This is a genomic window from Cellulomonas sp. KU4C, assembly GCF_056868065.1.
Map to the genome: position 1 here is coordinate 2,653,780 of NZ_CP200322.1, position 17,862 is coordinate 2,671,641.

At 74.5% G+C, this 17,862-nt stretch carries 18 protein-coding genes and 3 pseudogenes; 12 read left to right on the top strand and 9 right to left on the bottom strand.

What is annotated here, in order from left to right; all coding sequences use genetic code 11:
- Window positions 1–7 precede the first annotated feature (7 nt).
- The 7 genes and pseudogenes from sufB to AC1VL8_RS12570 all read left to right on the top strand — a co-directional run bounded on the left by sufB (window position 8) and on the right by AC1VL8_RS12570 (window position 6,163).
- The gene (sufB, locus tag AC1VL8_RS12540; RefSeq protein WP_483075376.1) at window positions 8–1,450 is read left to right on the top strand and encodes a Fe-S cluster assembly protein SufB; all 1,443 of its coding nucleotides are present in this window, start codon (window positions 8–10) and stop codon (window positions 1,448–1,450) included.
- Window positions 1,450–2,793, top strand: a complete 1,344-nt coding sequence (gene sufD, locus AC1VL8_RS12545; protein ID WP_483075377.1) for a Fe-S cluster assembly protein SufD — start codon at window positions 1,450–1,452, stop codon at window positions 2,791–2,793. The genes sufB and sufD overlap by 1 nt, the downstream gene beginning before the upstream one ends.
- Window positions 2,790–3,122, top strand: a complete 333-nt coding sequence (locus AC1VL8_RS12550) for a non-heme iron oxygenase ferredoxin subunit (protein WP_389227967.1) — start codon at window positions 2,790–2,792, stop codon at window positions 3,120–3,122. The genes sufD and AC1VL8_RS12550 overlap by 4 nt, the downstream gene beginning before the upstream one ends.
- Before the next feature lie 18 nt (window positions 3,123–3,140).
- Window positions 3,141–3,906 (top strand): annotated as a pseudogene (gene sufC, locus AC1VL8_RS12555) (Fe-S cluster assembly ATPase SufC).
- A 77-nt stretch (window positions 3,907–3,983) separates the two neighbouring features.
- Window positions 3,984–5,296: pseudogene (locus AC1VL8_RS12560) on the top strand (SufS family cysteine desulfurase).
- 31 nt (window positions 5,297–5,327) lie between these two features.
- Window positions 5,328–5,828 carry a Fe-S cluster assembly sulfur transfer protein SufU gene (gene sufU, locus AC1VL8_RS12565; RefSeq protein WP_483075378.1) on the top strand — a complete coding sequence of 167 codons (501 nt, stop codon included), beginning with the start codon at window positions 5,328–5,330 and terminating at the stop codon, window positions 5,826–5,828.
- Complete coding sequence (locus AC1VL8_RS12570) at window positions 5,825–6,163, top strand: metal-sulfur cluster assembly factor (RefSeq protein ID WP_389227979.1); 339 nt, start codon at window positions 5,825–5,827, stop codon at window positions 6,161–6,163. The genes sufU and AC1VL8_RS12570 overlap by 4 nt, the downstream gene beginning before the upstream one ends.
- A 141-nt stretch (window positions 6,164–6,304) precedes the next feature.
- Here the strand turns inward: AC1VL8_RS12570 and ypfJ are convergent, their stop codons facing one another.
- The 5 genes from ypfJ to AC1VL8_RS12595 form a co-directional block, all read right to left on the bottom strand.
- A complete protein-coding gene (gene ypfJ, locus AC1VL8_RS12575) occupies window positions 6,305–7,204 on the bottom strand; it encodes a KPN_02809 family neutral zinc metallopeptidase (protein WP_483075379.1) in 900 nt (299 codons plus the stop codon).
- A 54-nt stretch (window positions 7,205–7,258) separates the two neighbouring features.
- Complete coding sequence (locus AC1VL8_RS12580) at window positions 7,259–8,068, bottom strand: hypothetical protein (protein WP_483075380.1); 810 nt, start codon at window positions 8,066–8,068, stop codon at window positions 7,259–7,261.
- A 127-nt stretch (window positions 8,069–8,195) separates the two neighbouring features.
- The gene (locus AC1VL8_RS12585) at window positions 8,196–8,798 is read right to left on the bottom strand and encodes a CbiQ family ECF transporter T component (protein ID WP_483075381.1); all 603 of its coding nucleotides are present in this window, start codon (window positions 8,796–8,798) and stop codon (window positions 8,196–8,198) included.
- Window positions 8,795–9,505: an energy-coupling factor ABC transporter ATP-binding protein gene (locus AC1VL8_RS12590; protein ID WP_483075382.1), complete on the bottom strand. Its 711-nt coding sequence runs from the start codon at window positions 9,503–9,505 to the stop codon at window positions 8,795–8,797. The genes AC1VL8_RS12585 and AC1VL8_RS12590 overlap by 4 nt, the downstream gene beginning before the upstream one ends.
- Window positions 9,502–10,125: a biotin transporter BioY gene (locus AC1VL8_RS12595; protein WP_389227991.1), complete on the bottom strand. Its 624-nt coding sequence runs from the start codon at window positions 10,123–10,125 to the stop codon at window positions 9,502–9,504. The genes AC1VL8_RS12590 and AC1VL8_RS12595 overlap by 4 nt, the downstream gene beginning before the upstream one ends.
- A 266-nt stretch (window positions 10,126–10,391) precedes the next feature.
- Between AC1VL8_RS12595 and AC1VL8_RS12600 the strand changes: the two are divergent.
- Window positions 10,392–11,991: pseudogene (locus AC1VL8_RS12600) on the top strand (ABC-F family ATP-binding cassette domain-containing protein).
- Between the two features lie 155 nt (window positions 11,992–12,146).
- The gene (locus tag AC1VL8_RS12605) at window positions 12,147–13,358 is read left to right on the top strand and encodes an acyltransferase family protein (RefSeq protein ID WP_483075383.1); all 1,212 of its coding nucleotides are present in this window, start codon (window positions 12,147–12,149) and stop codon (window positions 13,356–13,358) included.
- Window positions 13,359–13,371: 13 nt separating this feature from the next.
- Here the strand turns inward: AC1VL8_RS12605 and AC1VL8_RS12610 are convergent, their stop codons facing one another.
- Genes AC1VL8_RS12610 through AC1VL8_RS12620 form a run of 3 tightly spaced genes read right to left on the bottom strand, consistent with a single transcriptional unit; the run spans window position 13,372 to window position 14,932 of the window.
- A complete protein-coding gene (locus tag AC1VL8_RS12610) occupies window positions 13,372–14,274 on the bottom strand; it encodes an SURF1 family cytochrome oxidase biogenesis protein (RefSeq protein ID WP_483075384.1) in 903 nt (300 codons plus the stop codon).
- Window positions 14,271–14,573, bottom strand: coding sequence for a hypothetical protein (locus tag AC1VL8_RS12615; RefSeq protein WP_483075385.1), 303 nt, complete (start codon window positions 14,571–14,573; stop codon window positions 14,271–14,273). Before AC1VL8_RS12615 ends, AC1VL8_RS12610 begins: the two co-directional genes overlap by 4 nt.
- Window positions 14,570–14,932, bottom strand: a complete 363-nt coding sequence (locus AC1VL8_RS12620) for a DUF3099 domain-containing protein (RefSeq protein ID WP_483075386.1) — start codon at window positions 14,930–14,932, stop codon at window positions 14,570–14,572. The genes AC1VL8_RS12615 and AC1VL8_RS12620 overlap by 4 nt, the downstream gene beginning before the upstream one ends.
- A gap of 140 nt (window positions 14,933–15,072) precedes the next feature.
- On the opposite strand from AC1VL8_RS12620, the gene fabG reads away from it, so the two are divergent.
- Genes fabG through AC1VL8_RS12635 form a run of 3 tightly spaced genes read left to right on the top strand, consistent with a single transcriptional unit; the run spans window position 15,073 to window position 17,155 of the window.
- On the top strand, window positions 15,073–15,807 hold the full coding sequence (gene fabG, locus AC1VL8_RS12625) for a 3-oxoacyl-ACP reductase FabG (protein ID WP_389228006.1): 735 nt from the start codon (window positions 15,073–15,075) through the stop codon (window positions 15,805–15,807).
- A gap of 39 nt (window positions 15,808–15,846) precedes the next feature.
- On the top strand, window positions 15,847–16,614 hold the full coding sequence (gene fabI / locus AC1VL8_RS12630; protein WP_483075387.1) for an enoyl-ACP reductase FabI: 768 nt from the start codon (window positions 15,847–15,849) through the stop codon (window positions 16,612–16,614).
- A gap of 19 nt (window positions 16,615–16,633) precedes the next feature.
- Window positions 16,634–17,155 carry a SixA phosphatase family protein gene (locus AC1VL8_RS12635; protein WP_389228012.1) on the top strand — a complete coding sequence of 174 codons (522 nt, stop codon included), beginning with the start codon at window positions 16,634–16,636 and terminating at the stop codon, window positions 17,153–17,155.
- A 15-nt stretch (window positions 17,156–17,170) separates the two neighbouring features.
- On the opposite strand, the gene serB is transcribed toward AC1VL8_RS12635, so the two are convergent.
- Window positions 17,171–17,818, bottom strand: coding sequence for a phosphoserine phosphatase SerB (serB, locus tag AC1VL8_RS12640; protein WP_483075388.1), 648 nt, complete (start codon window positions 17,816–17,818; stop codon window positions 17,171–17,173).
- Window positions 17,819–17,862: the final 44 nt, after the last annotated feature.

The following is a 17,862-nucleotide window of genomic DNA, read 5'->3' on the forward strand; positions in this document are numbered from 1 at the left end:
CGACAAGATGACGACGACGGACACCGGCAAGCCCGCCGAGCCGATGACCCAGGACGAGGCCATCGCCTCGATCGGGAACTACGGCTACGGCTGGCACGACGAGGACTCCGCGGGCGCCCTGGCGCAGCGCGGGCTGTCCGAGGACGTGGTGCGCAACATCTCGGCGCTGAAGAACGAGCCCGAGTGGATGCTCAAGACCCGCCTCAAGGCCCTGCGCCTGTTCGACAAGAAGCCGATGCCCTGGTGGGGCGCGGACCTGTCGGGCATCGACTTCGACAACATCAAGTACTTCGTGCGGTCGACGGAGAAGCAGGCGACCTCGTGGGAGGAGCTCCCCGAGGACATCAAGAACACCTACGACCGCCTGGGCATCCCGGAGGCCGAGAAGCAGCGCCTCGTCGCCGGCGTGGCCGCGCAGTACGAGTCCGAGGTCGTCTACCACCAGATCCGCGAGGACCTGGAGGCGCAGGGCGTCATCTTCGTCGACACCGACACGGGGCTGCGGGAGTACCCGGAGCTGTTCGAGCAGTACTTCGGCTCCGTGATCCCCCCGGGCGACAACAAGTTCGCGTCGCTGAACACCGCCGTGTGGTCGGGCGGCTCGTTCGTCTACGTGCCGCCGGGCGTGCACGTCGAGATCCCGCTGCAGGCCTACTTCCGGATTAACACCGAGAACATGGGCCAGTTCGAGCGGACGCTGATCATCGCGGACGAGGGCTCGTACGTGCACTACGTCGAGGGCTGCACCGCCCCGATCTACCAGTCCGACTCGCTGCACTCCGCGGTGGTCGAGATCATCGTGAAGAAGAACGCCCGCGTGCGGTACACGACGATCCAGAACTGGTCGAACAACGTCTACAACCTCGTGACCAAGCGGGCGACCGCGGCCGAGGGCGCGACGATGGAGTGGGTCGACGGCAACATCGGCTCCAAGGTCACCATGAAGTACCCGGCGATCTACCTGCTGGGCGAGCACGCCCGCGGCGAGACGCTGTCCATCGCCTTCGCGGGCGAGGGCCAGCACCAGGACGCCGGCTGCAAGATGGTGCACGCCGCCCCGCACACGTCGTCGTCGATCGTGTCGAAGTCGGTCGCCCGCGGCGGCGGCCGGACGTCGTACCGCGGCCTGGTGCAGGTGCTCGAGGGCGCGTCGCACTCCGCGTCCAACGTGCTCTGCGACGCGCTGCTGGTCGACCAGATCTCCCGCTCGGACACCTACCCGTACGTCGACGTCCGCGAGGACGACGTGTCGATGGGCCACGAGGCCACGGTGTCCCGCGTGAGCGAGGACCAGCTGTTCTACCTGATGTCCCGCGGCATGACCGAGACGGAGGCCATGGCGATGATCGTGCGCGGGTTCGTGGAGCCCATCGCGCGCGAGCTGCCCATGGAGTACGCCCTCGAGCTGAACCGCCTGATCGAGCTGCAGATGGAAGGGGCCGTCGGCTGATGTCGACCACCACACCCGAGACCACCGGTCTGTCCACGGACCACTCCCGCGCGACCGCCGACGGCGCGCACACCCACGGCGTCGGCGGCGTCCCGCAGTCGTCGCGGGCCGCGCGCGCCACCTCGTTCGACGTCGCGGACTTCCCCGTCCCGACCGGGCGCGAGGAGGAGTGGCGGTTCTCGCCCGTCGACCGGATCGCCCCGCTGTTCGCGGCGCAGACCGGCACCCTCACCGGCCACGGCGTCCTCACCACGGTCGTGAACGCGCCCGAGGTCGAGGTCGAGATCGTCGACCGCGGCGACGTGCGCCTCGGCACCGCCGGCGAGCCCGGCGACCGCGCCGCGGCCGTCGCGTGGGCGTCGTTCCCGCGGGCCACGGTCGTGACCGTCCCGCAGGAGGCCGTCGCGTCCACGGTGACGTCCGTGCGGATCGAGGGCGTCGAGGGTCAGCTCGAGCCGAGCGCCAGCCACGTGCTGGTGCACGCCAAGCCGCTGTCCCAGGCCACCGTGCTGCTGGACCACGTCGGCTCGGCGTTGCTCACCGAGACCGTCGAGGTCGTCGCCGAGGACGGCGCGCACCTCACCGTCGTCTCCGTGCACGACTGGGACGCCGGCACCGTGCACACCGCCGCGCACCGCGTGAAGCTCGGTCGCGACGCCACGGTCAAGCACATCGTCGTGACCCTCGGCGGCGACGTGGTCCGCGTCACCCCGGACGCGGAGTTCGCCGGCGAGGGCGGCTCGGTCGAGATGCTCGGCGTGTACTACGCCGACGCCGGGCAGCACCAGGAGCAGCGCCTGTTCGTGGACCACGCGGTCCCGAACTGCACGTCCCGCGTCACGTACAAGGGCGCGCTGCAGGGCGAGGGCGCGCACACTGTGTGGGTCGGCGACGTGCTGATCCGCAAGGAGGCCGAGGGCACCGACACCTACGAGCTCAACCGCAACCTGGTCCTCACGGACGGCGCGCGCGCGGACTCGGTGCCGAACCTCGAGATCGAGACCGGCCTGATCGAGGGCGCGGGCCACGCCAGCGCCACCGGCCGGTTCGACGACGAGCAGCTGTTCTACCTCCAGGCGCGCGGTATCCCCGAGGCCGACGCCCGGCGGCTCGTCGTGCGCGGCTTCTTCGCCGAGCTGATCCACCAGATCGGCGTGCCCGAGGTCGAGGAGCGGCTCATCACCGCGATCGAGCGCGAGCTCGCCCAGTCGATGTCGGAGTTCTCCGGCGCGACGGCCGTCACCGGCGGCGACCTGGCGTCCGACATCACCGACGAGACCGACGCCGAGCGCGCCATCCTCGTCGAGCCCGCGTCGGTCTCCTCGCAGGACGAGCCGGCATGACGGCGCAGCTCGCCTGCCTGACCTCCGACGTCCCCGTGGCCGGCACCCTGCGGGTCGAGCTCGAGGGCGCGTCGGGCCCCGTCGAGGTCGCGGTCGTCCGCGACGAGGACGGCGCGCTGCACGCCATCAGCGACATCTGCTCGCACGGCTCGGTGTCGCTGTCCGACGGCGAGGTCGAGGGCTGCACCGTGGAGTGCTGGCTGCACGGGTCGCGGTTCGACCTGCGCACCGGCGAGCCGCTGGGCCCCCCGGCCGTCCGCCCCGTCCCCGTCTACCCCCTGACCGTCGACGGCGAGCGCGTGCTCGTCGACGTCGACGTCACTGCCTGAGCTTTCGAGGAGAACGACATGTCCACCCTGGAGATCCGCGACCTGCACGTCAGCGTCGAGACGAAGGAGGGCCCCAAGCCCATCCTCCGCGGCGTCGACCTGACCATCAACAGCGGCGAGACCCACGCCATCATGGGCCCGAACGGCTCCGGCAAGTCCACGCTGGCCTACTCGCTGGCCGGTCACCCGAAGTACCAGATCACCTCCGGCACCGTGACGCTCGACGGCGAGGACGTCCTCGCGATGACCGTCGACGAGCGCGCCCGCGCCGGCCTGTTCCTCGCCATGCAGTACCCGGTCGAGGTCCCCGGCGTCTCGGTGTCGAACTTCCTGCGCACCGCCAAGACCGCGATCGACGGCGAGGCCCCGCCGCTGCGCACCTGGGTCAAGGAGATGACCGGCGCGATGGACAAGCTCCGGATGGACGCCACGTTCTCCGAGCGGTCCGTCAACGAGGGCTTCTCCGGCGGCGAGAAGAAGCGTCACGAGATCCTGCAGATGGAGCTTCCTCAAGCCCCGGTTCGCGATCCTCGACGAGACCGACTCCGGCCTGGACGTCGACGCGCTGCGGATCGTGTCCGAGGGCGTGAACCGCGTGAAGGAGTCCACCGAGGTGGGCGTCCTGCTCATCACGCACTACACGCGGATCCTGCGGTACATCACGCCGGACTTCGTGCACGTGTTCGTCGACGGCCGCGTGGCCGAGGAGGGCGGGCCCGAGCTCGCCGAGCGCCTCGAGAACGAGGGCTACGACCGGTTCCTGACCACGGCGCCCAGCGCCTGACACCAGGTCCACCCGGGCCGGGGCGGCGTCCGTCGCCCCGGCCCAGCACCAGCACGACGACGACGAGGACTCCCGAGATGACCGACACGCTGGACCGGCCCGACGGCACGCCGACGCTCGGGGCCACCGAGCTCGCCGCCGTGCGGGCCGACTTCCCGCTGCTGACCCGGACCGTGCGCGGCGGCCGGCCGCTGGTCTACCTCGACTCGGGGGCCACGTCGCAGAAGCCCGAGGTCGTCCTCGACGCCGAGCAGGACTTCTACGCGCAGCGTAACGCCGCCGTGCACCGCGGCGCGCACCAGCTCGCGGAGGAGGCGACCGAGGCGTTCGAGACCGCGCGCACCCAGGTCGCGTCGTTCGTCGGCGTCCGCGACGACGAGCTCGTCTGGACCTCGAACGCGACCGCGGGGCTCAACCTCGTCGCGTACGCGATGTCGAACGCGACGCTCGGGCGCGGGGGAGCGGCGGCGCGGCGGTTCGCGCTCGCCCCCGGGGACGAGATTGTCGTCACCGAGCTCGAGCACCACGCGAACCTCGTGCCCTGGCAGGGCTCGCGGCCCGCACCGGCGCCACGCTGCGCTGGCTCGGGGTCGACGACGACGGACGGATCCGGGCGGACGAGCTCGCGACCGTGGTCGGCGAGCGGACGAAGGTGCTGGCGTTCACGCACGCGTCGAACGTCACCGGCGCCGTCACCGACGTCGCCCCGTTCGTGGCCCGCGCCCGCGAGGTGGGCGCGCTCACCGTGCTGGACGCCTGCCAGAGCGTGCCGCACCTGCCGGTCGACCTCGCCGCGCTCGGCGTCGACTTCGCCGCGTTCTCCGGGCACAAGATGCTCGGGCCCACCGGCGTCGGCGCGCTGTACGGCCGCCGCGAGCTGCTCGAGGCCCTGCCGCCCGTGACCACCGGCGGCTCGATGGTCGAGGTCGTCACGATGGAGCAGACCACCTACGCGCCGCCGCCGCGCCGGTTCGAGGCGGGCACGCAGATGGTGTCCCAGGCCATCGGCATGGGTGCCGCCGCGACCTACCTCGCCGAGCTCGGCATGGACGCGGTCGCCGCGCACGAGACGCACCTCGCCGGGCTGCTGCTCGACGCCGTGGCGTCGGTGCCCGGTGTCCGCCTGATCGGCCCGGCCGAGAACCGCGACCGGCTCGCGACGGTGTCGTTCGTGGTCGACGGCGTGCACGCGCACGACGTGGGCCAGTTCCTCGACGACGCCGGCGTGGCCGTGCGGGTCGGGCACCACTGCGCGCAGCCCCTGCACCGCCGGTTCGGCGTCGCCGCCACCGCCCGCGCGTCCGCGGCCGTGTACACGACGGACGAGGAGGTCGCGGTGTTCCGGGAAGCACTGGCGGGGGTCCGGGCGTTCTTCGGGGTGGAAGACTGATGGCCCGACGACGGAACGAGAGCAGCACCGCATGAGCACCGGTATGGAGCAGCTGTACCAGCAGCTCATCCTCGACCACGCGAAGCACCCCGCCCACCGCGGGGCGCAGGAGCAGTACGACGTCGAGGTGCACCACGTGAACCCCACTTGCGGGGACGAGGTCACGCTGCGCGTGCGCCTCGACGCCGGGGAGACGGGCGCGCCGGTGATCGGCGAGCTCACCTGGAGCGGCCAGGGCTGCTCGATCTCGCAGGCCTCCGCGTCCGTGATGTCGCAGGCCGTCTCCGGCCGCACCGTCGAGGACGCGATGCTGCTGTCCGGCGACTTCCGCGAGCTGATGGACTCCCGCGGGGTGCTGCCCGAGAAGTTCGAGGGCGACGACCTCGACGACGCCCTGGAGGACGCCGTCGCGTTCGTCGGCGTCGCCCGGTACCCCGCCCGGATCAAGTGCGCCCTGCTCGGCTGGGCCGCGATGAAGGACGCCGTGGCGCAGGCCGCTGCGTCGACCACCACCCACGAGGAGACGCGATGAGCGAGAGCACCGCCGCGGACCAGGCCCCGGCCAACGTCGCGGACATCGAGGAGGCGCTGCGGGACGTGATCGACCCGGAGCTCGGCGTGAACGTCGTCGACCTGGGCCTGATCTACGGCATCTCGATCGAGTCCGGCCGTGACGTCACGATCGACATGACGCTGACGTCCGCGGCCTGTCCGCTGACCGACGTGATCGAGGACCAGGCCGGCAGCTCCCTGGAGGGCCTGGTCGACTCGTTCCGGATCAACTGGGTCTGGATGCCGCCGTGGGGCCCCGAGCGCATCACCGAGGACGGCCGCGCGCAGATGCGGGCCATCGGCTTCAACATCTGACCCGCGCCGCACCTCCGACGCCGAGACAGGACCTCCGCGCCGAGACAGGACCCTGGGTGGCCCTGTCTCGGTGCGCCGGACCTGTCTCGGCGTCCGTGTTTCGGGGTGGTGCCAGGCGGGGTGGTGCGGGGCGGGGCGCGGTCAGAGGGTCGCGGCCGCGAAGGTGTCGCAGGCCGCCACCGTGCCCTGCTCGTAGCCGGTGGTGAACCAGCGCTCGCGCTGCTCGCTGGAGCCGTGGGTCCAGCTGTCCCGGTCGACCGTGCCGCCCGCCTGCTGCTGCAGGTGGTCGTCGCCGACCGCGGCGGCGGCGGACAGCGCGTCGGCGAGCTGGGTCCGGCTGATCGGCTCGAGGAACGTCACGCCCGTGTCCGGGTCGACCGTCGTCGCCGCGTCACCCGCCCACAGCCCGGCGTAGCAGTCGGCCTGCAGCTCGACGCGCACGGAGTCGGAGTCGTCGCCGGTGCCGGAGCGGTCGGCGCGGTCGAACACCCCGGTCAGCTGCTGCACGTGGTGCCCGTACTCGTGGGCGACGACGTACATCTCCGCCAGCGGCCCGTCGGTGGCGCCGTACTGCTGGGCGAGCACGTCGTAGAACGTCAGGTCCAGGTAGATCGTGCGGTCCGGCGGGCAGTAGAACGGCCCGGTCGCGGCCGTCGCGTCGCCGCACCCCGTGGACGTCGCGTCCGCGAACTCGACCACGCCCGGCGGGACGTCCGCCGCCGCGACGTCGACGCCCGCCGCCGGCAGCGCCCGCGCCCAGTAGGCGTCCAGCGCCTGCACGGTCGCGGACAGGCGGCACTCCCGCTCGGCGTTGGCCTGCTCCGCGGAGCAGGCGTCGACGGTGCCGACCTGCTCCTGGGTGCCCGCTCCGGAGTCGCCCCCGCCCAGCAGCGACGCGGGGTTGCCGCCGAGCAGCACCACGAGCACGACGAGCACGAGGCCGCCGAGTCCGCCGCCGACCGCGACGCCACGCCCGCGGCCGCCCCCGCGCCGGGACTGCACGCGTCCGCCCTCGAACTGACCACCCTGCTGGAACGTCATGCGCCGGACGCTAGTCGGGGACACGGCGCCCCGCGCGGCGAGCGGCGGCCCGGGTCAACCGGCTGCGGCGACCACCTTGACCTCGGTCCCCGGCGCGGCGGCCCGCGCCACCGCCCCGGCCCGCTCGACGTCCGCGGCGGGGACCCTGAGCCACGCCGTCGTGGCGGTGAGGTCCGCGTCCGTGACGTCCACGCCGGCGGCCTCGACGGCCACCACGGCGGCCACGGCCTGCTCGGACCGGGCCTCGGTCCGCACCATGCCCAGGTCGGAGGCGGCGCGGACGTCGCCGTGCGCCAGGTCGTCGGACGCGAGAGCGCGCACGGCCTGGACGAACGGCAGCGGGTCCGTGCCGGCGGGCAGGACGACGTCCAGGTCCACGAGCCGGCGCGACCCGGCTCCGTCGACGGGACGTTCTCCCGGACTGATCGTGAGCGTCCCGGCGCCCATCAGGTCGGTCACGGCGTCGCGGCGGGCGAGCAGGTCGTCGTCCGCCCAGCCGTACGCGTCGACGTCGAACACCGTCGTGGTGCCGCCGACGACCTGCTCGATGTCGAACCACCGGGAGTGCGCTCCGTCGTCGCACGTGATGACTCGGCGCAGCGCGTCGCGGGTCTCGGCCCGCGTGGCGGAGGGCTCCAGGACCAGGTGCACCCGCACGTCGGCCGTGAACGGCAGGACGCTGGTCCCGTGCACCTCGAGCTGCTCGATGCCCGGCGCGGCGGCCAGGCACCTGCGGGTCTGCTCGGCGGCGTGGTCACCCGCGTTGACGGGGTTCCGTGAGGCGAGGACCAGCAGCAGCACCGCGCCGGCGGTCGCCGCCAGCCCGATGACGACGCCGGTGGTGCGGCTCGGTTCCGCGGGCACGGGTGCTCCTCTGGGGCGCTGGTGGGGGCGACGGGTGCGACCGTAGCGTGCGGGACGTCGGGCCGTGCGCAGCGTCACGGTCAGGTCGGTCGTCCCGGTGACGACCACGGCCGGACTCCAGCGGGCGTCAGTCGACGATGCCGCGGGCCGCCAGCGCCTCGCCCAGGTCGCGGGCCCGCCCGACGACGCGCAGCACCGCGGGGGTCAGCCAGACGCGGGGGTCGCGCTCGAGCCCCCGGGCCCGGGCCGCGTCGCGGACCTCGTGCACCGTGCGGGCGATCTCCGGCACGGTGCGCAGGACCAGCGCGACGGCCAGGGCGAGCAGGTCGGGGGAGACTCCGAGGTGCCGCAGCGGGCGGGCGGCGCGGGCGAGGGCGTCGAGCAGCCGGTCCGCCGGGGTGGTGGCGGTGACGACGGCCGCTGCGAGCACCAGCGTGAGCAGGTCGGCGACGACCTCGACCGCCGGGGCGGGGCCGCGCGCCCACGCCTGGTAGGCGCCGGCCAGCACTGCCGTCACGAGCACCGGGACCATGCCGCGCAGGGTCGCGCGCGGCGGGAGCGCGGCGAGGACCGCTGCGGCGACGACGACGGCGAGCAGCCCCAGCGACCACGGCACGCCCCGGGTCGCCACGACCGCCGCGCCGAGCAGGGCCAGCGCGCTGAGCTTCCCGCCCACCGGGGCCCGGTCCAGCGGCGTCCGCGCCGTCCGGTGCGTCCCGAGCAGGCTCACGCGGACATCAGGGCGCGGTAGGCCGCCAGGGCGGGGGCCGGGAGGCCGTCGTGCACGACCCTGCCGTCGTCGACGACGAGCACCCGGTCGGCCCGGACGGCGGCGTCGAGGTCGTGGGTGACCTGGACGACCTGCTGCGGCAGGTCGGCGAGCAGGGCGTCGACCACGCGGCGCCAGCGCAGGTCCAGCAGGGTCGTCGGCTCGTCGCAGACCAGCACGGCGGGCTCCGTCGCGAGCACCGCGGCGAGCGCGAGGAGCTGCCGCTGCCCGCCGGACAGCGCGCGGACCGGCAGGTCGGCGCGGTCCGCGAGCCCGACGCGGTCCAGCCACGCGCGGGCCCGGGCGTCCCGCTCCCGGCCCGGCACGCCGGTGCGGCGCAGGGACAGGGCGACGTCCTCGGCGGGGGTGGGCATGACGACCTGCGCGTCGGGGTCGGTGAACAGGAACCCGACCCGTCGGCGCACCGCGGCGCCGTCCCGGGCGGTGTCGGTCCCGTCGACCCGCACGGACCCGGACGACGGCAGCGTCAGGCCGTTCAGCAGCCGCGCGAACGTGGACTTGCCCGAGCCGTTGGCGCCGACGACGGCGACCCGCCGCTCGGTCAGGGTGCAGGTGACCGGCCCGAGCAGACGCACGACCTCGGACCCGCCGCGGCGGCCGGACCCGGGGGCGTGCGCGGTGACCAGCGCCGCGTCGAGCTCGATCACCGGCCGCGCAGCAGGTCCGGGAACGCGCGCAGGGCGGCGGCGGCGACCACGGCGGCCAGGGCGTTCTTGACGAGGTCGCCCGGCAGGAACACCGCCCCGGCCGCGACGGCCTCGGACGCCGACAGGCCGAGCCGCCAGCCGAGCACGGCGATGCCGAGCGGGTGCACGGTCAGCAGCGTGGCGGTCGCGGCGGCGGCGAACAGGGCGGGCACCCGCCAGCGCGGCGCCGCGCGCCGGGCGAGCAGCCCGAGCCACCCGGCGAGCGCGGCGGCGAGCGGGAACGCGAGGAGGTAGCCCGCGGACGGCCCGGCGAGCACGCCCAGACCGCCGACGGCGCCCGAGAACACCGGCAGCCCAGCGAGGCCCACGGCCACGTAGAGCAGCAGCGCGAGGGCGCCGCGCCGCGGCCCCAGCACGAGGCCGGTGAGCACGACGCCGAACGTCTGCAGCGTGATCGGCACCGCCCCGCCCGTCGGGATCGCCGGCAGCACGGCGCACACGGCGACGAACGCCGCGAACGTCGCCACCAGGGCCACGTCGGTCGCCACGGAGGACCGCTCGACCGGCAGAGGCAGCGCGGCGTCGCCGGGTGCGGCGTCGGGGCGGGGGAGGTCGGACATCGGGGTGCCTCGCGGGGGTCGGCGGACAGTACGCGGTCACGCTAGCCGCCGCCCGCGGCGCGACGCGCTCACCGACCCCACCAACGCCGTGGCCCCGGTGCTGGAGGTTCCCCCGAGCGGCCCGGCGCGGCCGCCGCGGGAATTCTGGTCGGGGACCGGGCGCTGGGGCTCGTAGACTGGTCGGCGTTTGTGCCGGGGTGGCGACGGGGACGCGCGGCAACCAGTGGGTCCGCGCACGTGCACGGCAGAGGGACGAGGGAACACCAGTGATCACAGCCCAGGGCGTCGAGCTTCCGCGTGGGGGCGCGCGTGCTGCTGTCGGCGGCGACCTTCCGCGTGGCACCGGGGGACCGCATCGGCCTGGTCGGGCGCAACGGCGCCGGCAAGACCACGCTCACCAAGACGCTCGCGGGGGAGGGCCAGCCCAGCGGCGGGTCGATCACGCGCAGCGACGACGTCGGCTACCTGCCGCAGGACCCGCGGTCCGGCGACCTGTCGACGCTCGCCATGCACCGGGTGCTGTCCGCCCGCGGGCTCGACGAGGTCGTCGCGGCGATGCGCGAGACCGAGGGCCAGATGGCGTCCGCGGACGACGACACCCGCGAGGCCGCGATGGAGCGGTACTCGCGGCTCGAGGCGCGGTTCACCGCCGGTGGCGGGTACGCGGCGGAGAGCGAGGCGCACCGGATCACCTCGAACCTCGGCCTGGACGACCGCGTGCTCGGTCAGCCGCTGGGCACGCTGTCCGGCGGTCAGCGGCGGCGCGTCGAGCTTGCGCGGATCCTGTTCTCCGGCTCGGGCACGCTGCTGCTCGACGAGCCCACCAACCACCTCGACGCCGACTCGATCGGCTGGCTGCGGGACTACCTCAAGGTCTACCCGGGCGGGTTCGTGGTCATCAGCCACGACGTCGACCTGCTGCGCGCGACCGTGAACAAGGTGTTCCACCTGGACGCGAACCGCGGCGAGCTCGACCAGTACAACCTCGGCTGGGACGCCTACGTCCAGCAGCGGGAGACGGACGAGAAGAGCCGCCGCCGGGAGCGGGCGAACGCCGAGAAGAAGGCGTCCGTGCTGCTGGCGCAGGCCGACAAGATGCGCGCGAAGGCCACCAAGGCGGTCGCGGCGCAGAACATGGCGCGCCGGGCCGAGCGGATGCTCGCGGGCCTCGACGAGGTGCGGGTGTCCGACAAGGTCGCAAAGCTGCGGTTCCCCGAGCCCGCGCCCTGCGGCAAGACCCCGCTCACCGCGGCGGACCTGTCGAAGTCGTACGGCTCGCAGGAGGTGTTCGCGGGCGTGGACCTGGCGATCGACCGCGGGTCGCGCGTGGTGGTCCTGGGGCTGAACGGCGCGGGCAAGACGACGCTGCTGCGGATGCTCGCGGGCCTGCAGGAGTCGGACACCGGCGAGGTGCGCGCCGGGCACGGGCTCAAGCTCGGCTACTACGCGCAGGAGCACGAGACCCTCGACATGGACCGGACGGTCGTCGAGAACCTGCGCTCGTCCGCGCCGGACCTCACCGACACCCAGGTGCGCTCGGTGCTGGGCTCGTTCCTGTTCTCCGGGGACGACGCCGACAAGCTCGCGGGCGTGCTGTCCGGCGGCGAGAAGACGCGCCTGGCGCTCGCGGCGCTGGTCGTGTCGTCGGCGAACGTGCTGCTGCTCGACGAGCCCACCAACAACTTGGACCCCGCCAGCCGCGAGGAGATCCTCGCCGCGCTGCGCGGGTACACCGGCGCCGTGGTGCTGGTCAGCCACGACGAGGGTGCGGTCGAGGCCCTGCAGCCCGAGCGCGTGGTGCTGCTGCCCGACGGCGACGAGGACCTGTGGAACCCGTCGTACCTGGAGCTGGTGACGCTGGCCTGAGCCGGGGCCGACCCGCGGCCGACGCGGCGCCGGACCGTGACACGTTCGGGCGAAAATCGGACGAACCGGACATGCGCGCAGGATGGGCGGGCTATCAAGGGCGTCCAGGTCACGCGCCGGCGCCGCCGGACGGGCCCCGGACCCCGGAGGCGACGATGGCGACCCCGACCCACCTCGGCGCCCGGCAGGCGTCCGTACCCGGACCCGCCGCCCGGGGCCGGTTCGCCGGTCTCGACGGTCTGCGCGGGGTGGCCGCGCTGGTCGTCCTCGTGCACCACTCGCTGCTGCTCACGCCCGCGCTGATGGCCGCGCACACCGACCCCGGCGCGCCGCGCAGCGCCCTGGTGCAGGCCGTCACCGCCACGCCGCTGCACCTGCTGTGGGAGGGCGAGGTCGCGGTCCAGGTGTTCTTCGTCCTCAGCGGGTTCGTGCTCACCGTCGCGGCGACGCGCGACGGTCACCGCTGGGGCGCGTACTACCCGCAGCGGCTGCTGCGCCTGTACCTGCCGGTGTGGGCGGCCGTCGCGCTCGCCGTCGTGCTGCGGGTCGCCGCGCCCGTCGGCGACACCGCGGGCCTGAGTCCGTGGCTCACGTTCCACGGCGGCCTGGGGCGGTCCGGCGTCCTCGCGGACCTGACGCTGCTGGCCGGCCCGGTCGGGTCGACGATGACCGCGCTGTGGTCGCTGCGCTGGGAGGTGCTGTTCTCCCTGCTGCTGCCGCTGTTCGTCGTCGCGGCGACCCGCCTGCGCCGCTGGGCCGTGGCGTCCGTGCTGGTGCTCGCCGCGCTGATGTGGCTCGGCGCGGCGACCGGCCCGGTCGACCAGCCGTACGCCCTGGGCGCGCTGTTCCAGCTGCCGCTGTTCGCTCTCGGGTGCGTGCTCGCCGCCTCGCGGGACCGCGTGGTAGCGGCGGCCGGGCGCTGGCGGCCGTGGACCTGGGCCGGCGTCCTCACGCTGGCGGTGGTGCTGGCCTGCGGCTACTGGCTGCTCGACCTCGCAGGAGCACGCGCGGACGTGCCCGGGGCCGTGGTGGCGCTGACGCGGGTGCTGCAGGCGGGGGGTGCGGCGCTGCTGGTGGTCGCGGCGCTCGGACCCGCGGCCCGGCCGCTCGGGCACCCGGTCGCCGCCTGGCTGGGGTCGCGCTCGTTCAGCCTGTACCTGGTGCACGAGCCCGTCGTCGTCGCGGTCGGGGCCGTGACCGGGTGGACCTCGCCGCTGGTGCTGCTGCTCACCGTGCCGGTCGCGCTGGCGCTGGCCGAGGGGTTCTTCCGGGTGGTCGAGCGACCCTCGCACCGGCTGGCCCGGCGCGTCGGCGACCGGGTGGCACGCGGCCGGGTGGCGCGCGGCCGGCGGCGGTCGGCCGTCTGACGCCCCGCGCGGCTCAGCCCAGCTGGGCGTCGATCAGCGCGTCCTCGGTGTCCTCGTCCGACGTGCGCCGGCGGCGGGACGGCGCCGCGGCCGGCTCGGGGCCGCCGGGTCCGGCCGGACCGGCGGGCTCCGCGCCGCCCTCCAGCAGCTCGCGCCGTGCCATCCAGCCGAACGCCGCGAGCGACCCCACCGCGAACGTCCACCACTGGAACGCGTACGACAGGTGCGAGCCCGGGTCGGTGCTCGGCATCGGCAGCCCGCCGAGCGCGGTCGCCGCGGCAGGGGACTCGGCCACCGCCGCGCCGTAGCCGCCGAACGACGGCGCGTCGACGTTGCCGGCCGCGAGGACCTGGTCGACGTGGATCGCCTGCACCTGGCCGGCGGGGGCGGACCGCGCGCTCGCGGGCTCGTCGGGGCGCAGGTGCACGGTCACCTCGACCTCGCCGGACGGGGGCGCGGGCACGGAGACCTCGCTGCTCGCGTCGGCGTCCCACGCGACCCAGCCCCGGTCGACCACCAGCACGGTCCCCGCGTCGAACCCCGCACCCTCGTCGAGCACCAGCGGCACGAGCACGTGGAACCCCGGCTGGCTGTCCACCGGCCGGTTCCGCAGCAGCACCGTAGCGTCCTCGTCGTAGGTGCCGGTGACGGTGGCCTCGCGCCAGACGTCGTCCGGGTCGAGCACCGCCCCGGTCGTGGGCAGCAGGGCGTCTAGCGGCGCAGGGTCCGCGGAGTAGTTCTGCTCGACCAGGCGGATCGCGGCGTCGCGGTCGACGTGGCGGTGCCACTGCCACCGGCCGAGGAACACGCAGGTGACCGACACGACGACGGCGAGCAGCACGAGGCCGACCGCCCGCCGCAGCGCGGGGTTGCCCCGCAGGACGAGACGGCCGGACGTGGGGGGAGCCTCGGTCATCGCGGGCCCAGCAGGTCCGGCAGCCCGGTCAGCCCGCCGCCGCCGGGCCGCTCGCCCAGGTCGATCCGCGGCAGGTCGGCGACCGGCACGGTCTCCTTCCAGAACGCCCGGACCCGCAGGTACTCCTCGAGGTGCTCCCGGTGCTCGTCGCACGCGAGCCACACCTTGCGGCGCACCGGGGTGTGCAGCCGCGGGTTGTTCCACAGCACGCCCCACGTCGCCTCGGCGCGGCAGCCGCGCGCGGAGCAGTCGAGCTCGGCGACGGCGTCGGGCGTGGCGGGCGGGGTGGGGGCGGTCATCGGGGTCCTCGGGCGGGGTCGTCGTCGGGGGTCGGGGCGGGCGCGTCGCCGTCGAGCGGGCGCACGGGCGGCGCGGGCCCGAGCGTCGGCGGCAGCACGACCTGCGGCCCGACGTCGCGGCGCTCGCGGCCCGCGTTGGCGAACAGCACGGCGGTGTACGGCAGCACGACGGCGCCCACGACGAACACGATGCTCAGCCACATCGGCACCCGGCCCCAGAGCAGCACCGCGGCCAGGAAGCACACCACCCGCACGCTCATCTGCTGCAGGTAGCGGCGCGCGCGGCGCGACTGGTCGGCGCCGAGGGGTTCGGGCGCGCTGGTGATGCTCTGCGCCGCGTCGGGGGTCCGCCTGCTCACACCTGATCGTAGGCGCCCCGCGGGGATGCCGCCGGTGCGGGTGCGGTCACGCCGTTGTGCGAACCGGACAACCCGGACCCGTCAACGTGTGCCGCGCCGGTGCACCGCAGCCCCGGACGTGTCGGATAGCGTCGACTTCCGTGTCCGAGAACCCCCAGACCCCACGCCCGGAGCCGCGCAGCGTGCTCGTGACGGGTGCCAACCGCGGCATCGGCCGCGCCATCGCCGAGCGGTTCCTCGCGAACGGCGACAAGGTCGCGACGCTGGCCCGCAGCGGCGGCGCCCCCGACGGCGTCCTCACCGTGACCGGCGACGTCACCGACACCGCGTCCGTCGAGGCCGCGTTCGCCGAGGTCGAGGCCCAGCACGGGCCGGTCGAGGTGCTGGTCGCCAACGCGGGGGTCACCCGTGACGGCCTCCTGATGCGGATGACCGACGAGGACTTCGAGCAGGTGCTCGACGTGAACCTCACCGGCGTCTTCCGGTGCGTGCGGCGCGCGTCCAAGGGCATGATCCGGCTGCGCCGCGGGCGCATCGTCATGATCGGCTCGGTCGTCGGCCTCTACGGCAACGCCGGCCAGGTCAACTACACGGCGACGAAGGCCGGCCTCGTCGGCATGGCCCGCTCGATCACCCGCGAGCTCGGCGGGCGCGGGATCACCGCGAACGTCGTCGCCCCCGGGTTCATCGAGACGTCGATGACCGCCGAGCTGCCGCAGGACCGCCAGGACGCGTACCTCGCGTCGATCCCCGCGGGCCGGTTCGGCGCGGTCGACGAGATCGCCGCCGCCGTGGAGTTCCTCGCCTCGCCCGCCGCCGGGTACATCTCGGGTGCCGTGCTGCCGGTCGACGGCGGCCTCGGCATGGGCCACTAAGACCTCTCCTCCCGCACCGACTCGCAGAACGGAACCACCATGGGTCTCCTCGACGGCAAGAAGCTCCTCGTCACCGGTGTCCTCACCGACGGCTCGATCGCCTTCCACGTGGCGCGCCTCGCGCAGGAGGAGGGTGCCGAGGTCGTGCTGAGCTCGTTCGGCCGCCAGGCCCGCCTCACGCAGGCCATCGCCCGCCGGCTGCCGAAGGAGGCGCCCGTCGTGCAGCTCGACGTCACGGACACGCAAGATCTGGCGGATCTCGACCGCCGGGTCCGCGAGCACGTCGACCACCTCGACGGGGTCGTGCACTCCATCGGCTTCGCACCCCAGTCCGTGATGGGCGGCAACTTCCTCGCCGCCGAGTGGGCCGACGTCGCCACCGCGCTCGAGGTCTCGGCGTTCTCGCTGAAGTCCCTCGCGACCGCCACGCGGCCGCTGCTCACCGGCGGCGGCTCGATCGTCGGCCTCACGTTCGACGCGCGGTTCGCCTGGCCGGTCTACGACTGGATGGGCGTCGCCAAGGCCGCCTTCGAGTCGACCTCCCGCTACCTGGCCCGCGACCTCGGCCCGTCCGGCATCCGCGTCAACGTGGTGTCGGCCGGCCCGATCCGCACCACCGCCGCGAAGTCGATCCCCGGCTTCGAGTCGATGGAGGGCGGCTGGGACGGCCGCGCGCCCCTCGGCTGGGACGTGCACGACCCGGAGCCCACGGCGCGTGCGGTCGCGGCGCTGCTGTCCGACTGGTTCCCGAAGACCACGGGGGAGATGGTGCACGTCGACGGCGGCGTGCACGCGATGGGTCAGTAGTCGTGCGACGCTGGTGCGCGTGAACCACGGCTCCGCGCACCAGCTCGTCCTGCTCCGCCACGCGAAGGCGGAGCCCGCGGGCTCCCTCGACGACCAGCTCCGGCCGCTCGCCCTGCCCGGGCGCAAGCAGGCGTCCGAGGTCGGCGCCGGGCTGCGCGCCGCCGGGATCGTGCCCGATCTGGTGCTGGTGTCCACGGCGGTCCGCACCCGGCAGACGTGGGACCTGGTCCGCACCGCGCTGGACCTGCCCGCCGACGTGGCGCGCCTCAGCGACGAGGTCTACACCGCGGGCGTCCGCTCGCTGCTGGCGCTGGTCGCCGCCGTCGAGGAGTCCGTCGGGACGGTCCTGGTCGTCGGGCACGAGCCCACGGTCTCGCAGACCGCCGCCGCGCTCGCCGGCCCGGGGTCGGACGACGCCGCCGTCGCGCGCGTCCGGGTGGGCGTGCCGACCGCCGCGTACTCGGTGCTCGAGCTCGACACCCCGTGGGCGTCGCTCCAGCCCGACGCCGCCCGCCTGCTCCGCGTGGTCGCCCCGGCCTGACGCCGGGCGCCGAGGCTACCCGGCGAACGGGGGGAGTGTCAGGACCGCGTCCAGGCGGTCGTCGACCGCGGCGTCGGCCTGCGCGCGGACCACCGGCTTGGCGTTGAACGCGATGCCGTAGCCCGCGGCAGCCAGCATGTCGAGGTCGTTGGCGCCGTCGCCGATGGCGACCGTCCGGTCCAGCGGCACCCCGAGCGCGGCGGCGTGCTCCCGCAGGGTGCGGGCCTTCACCGCCCGGTCCACGACCTCGCCCGCGACCCGGCCGGTCAGCGCCCCGTGCTCCACCTCGAGCCGGTTCGCCAGGAACCGGGTGATCCCGAGCCGCCGGGCCAGGGGCGCGACGACCTCCTCGAACCCGCCGGACACCAGGGCGACCGGCCAGCCGCGTCGGTCCATCTCGGCCAGCAGCTCGACGGCGCCGGGGGTGACGACGACCTCGTCCAGCACCTCGGCGAACACCGACACCGGCAGCCCCGCCAGCGTCGCGACCCGCGCGCGCAGCGAGGCGGCGAAGTCGAGCTCGCCGCGCATGGCCCGGTCGGTGATCTCCGCGACCTCGGCCCGCGACCCGGCGTGGTCGGCCAGCAGCTCGACGACCTCCTGGGTGATGAGCGTCGAGTCGACGTCCATGACGACGAGGCGGGGCGGCGTGGGCTGGCTCACCCGCCCGAGGCTACCGAGCCCGGCGGGAGTCCGCCGGGCCCGTC

What these genes read in the sequence shown, in the direction of transcription:
- sufB (WP_483075376.1), top strand. Translation starts at nt 8, where the DNA reads ATGACGACGACGGACACCGGCAAGCCCGCCGAGCCGATGACCCAGGAC.
- sufD (WP_483075377.1), top strand. Translation starts at nt 1,450, where the DNA reads ATGTCGACCACCACACCCGAGACCACCGGTCTGTCCACGGACCACTCC.
- AC1VL8_RS12550 (WP_389227967.1), top strand. Translation starts at nt 2,790, where the DNA reads ATGACGGCGCAGCTCGCCTGCCTGACCTCCGACGTCCCCGTGGCCGGC.
- sufU (WP_483075378.1), top strand. Translation starts at nt 5,328, where the DNA reads ATGAGCACCGGTATGGAGCAGCTGTACCAGCAGCTCATCCTCGACCAC.
- AC1VL8_RS12570 (WP_389227979.1), top strand. Translation starts at nt 5,825, where the DNA reads ATGAGCGAGAGCACCGCCGCGGACCAGGCCCCGGCCAACGTCGCGGAC.
- ypfJ (WP_483075379.1), bottom strand. Translation starts at nt 7,204, where the DNA reads ATGACGTTCCAGCAGGGTGGTCAGTTCGAGGGCGGACGCGTGCAGTCC.
- AC1VL8_RS12595 (WP_389227991.1), bottom strand. Translation starts at nt 10,125, where the DNA reads ATGTCCGACCTCCCCCGCCCCGACGCCGCACCCGGCGACGCCGCGCTG.
- AC1VL8_RS12605 (WP_483075383.1), top strand. Translation starts at nt 12,147, where the DNA reads ATGGCGACCCCGACCCACCTCGGCGCCCGGCAGGCGTCCGTACCCGGA.
- AC1VL8_RS12610 (WP_483075384.1), bottom strand. Translation starts at nt 14,274, where the DNA reads ATGACCGAGGCTCCCCCCACGTCCGGCCGTCTCGTCCTGCGGGGCAAC.
- AC1VL8_RS12615 (WP_483075385.1), bottom strand. Translation starts at nt 14,573, where the DNA reads ATGACCGCCCCCACCCCGCCCGCCACGCCCGACGCCGTCGCCGAGCTC.
- fabI (WP_483075387.1), top strand. Translation starts at nt 15,847, where the DNA reads ATGGGTCTCCTCGACGGCAAGAAGCTCCTCGTCACCGGTGTCCTCACC.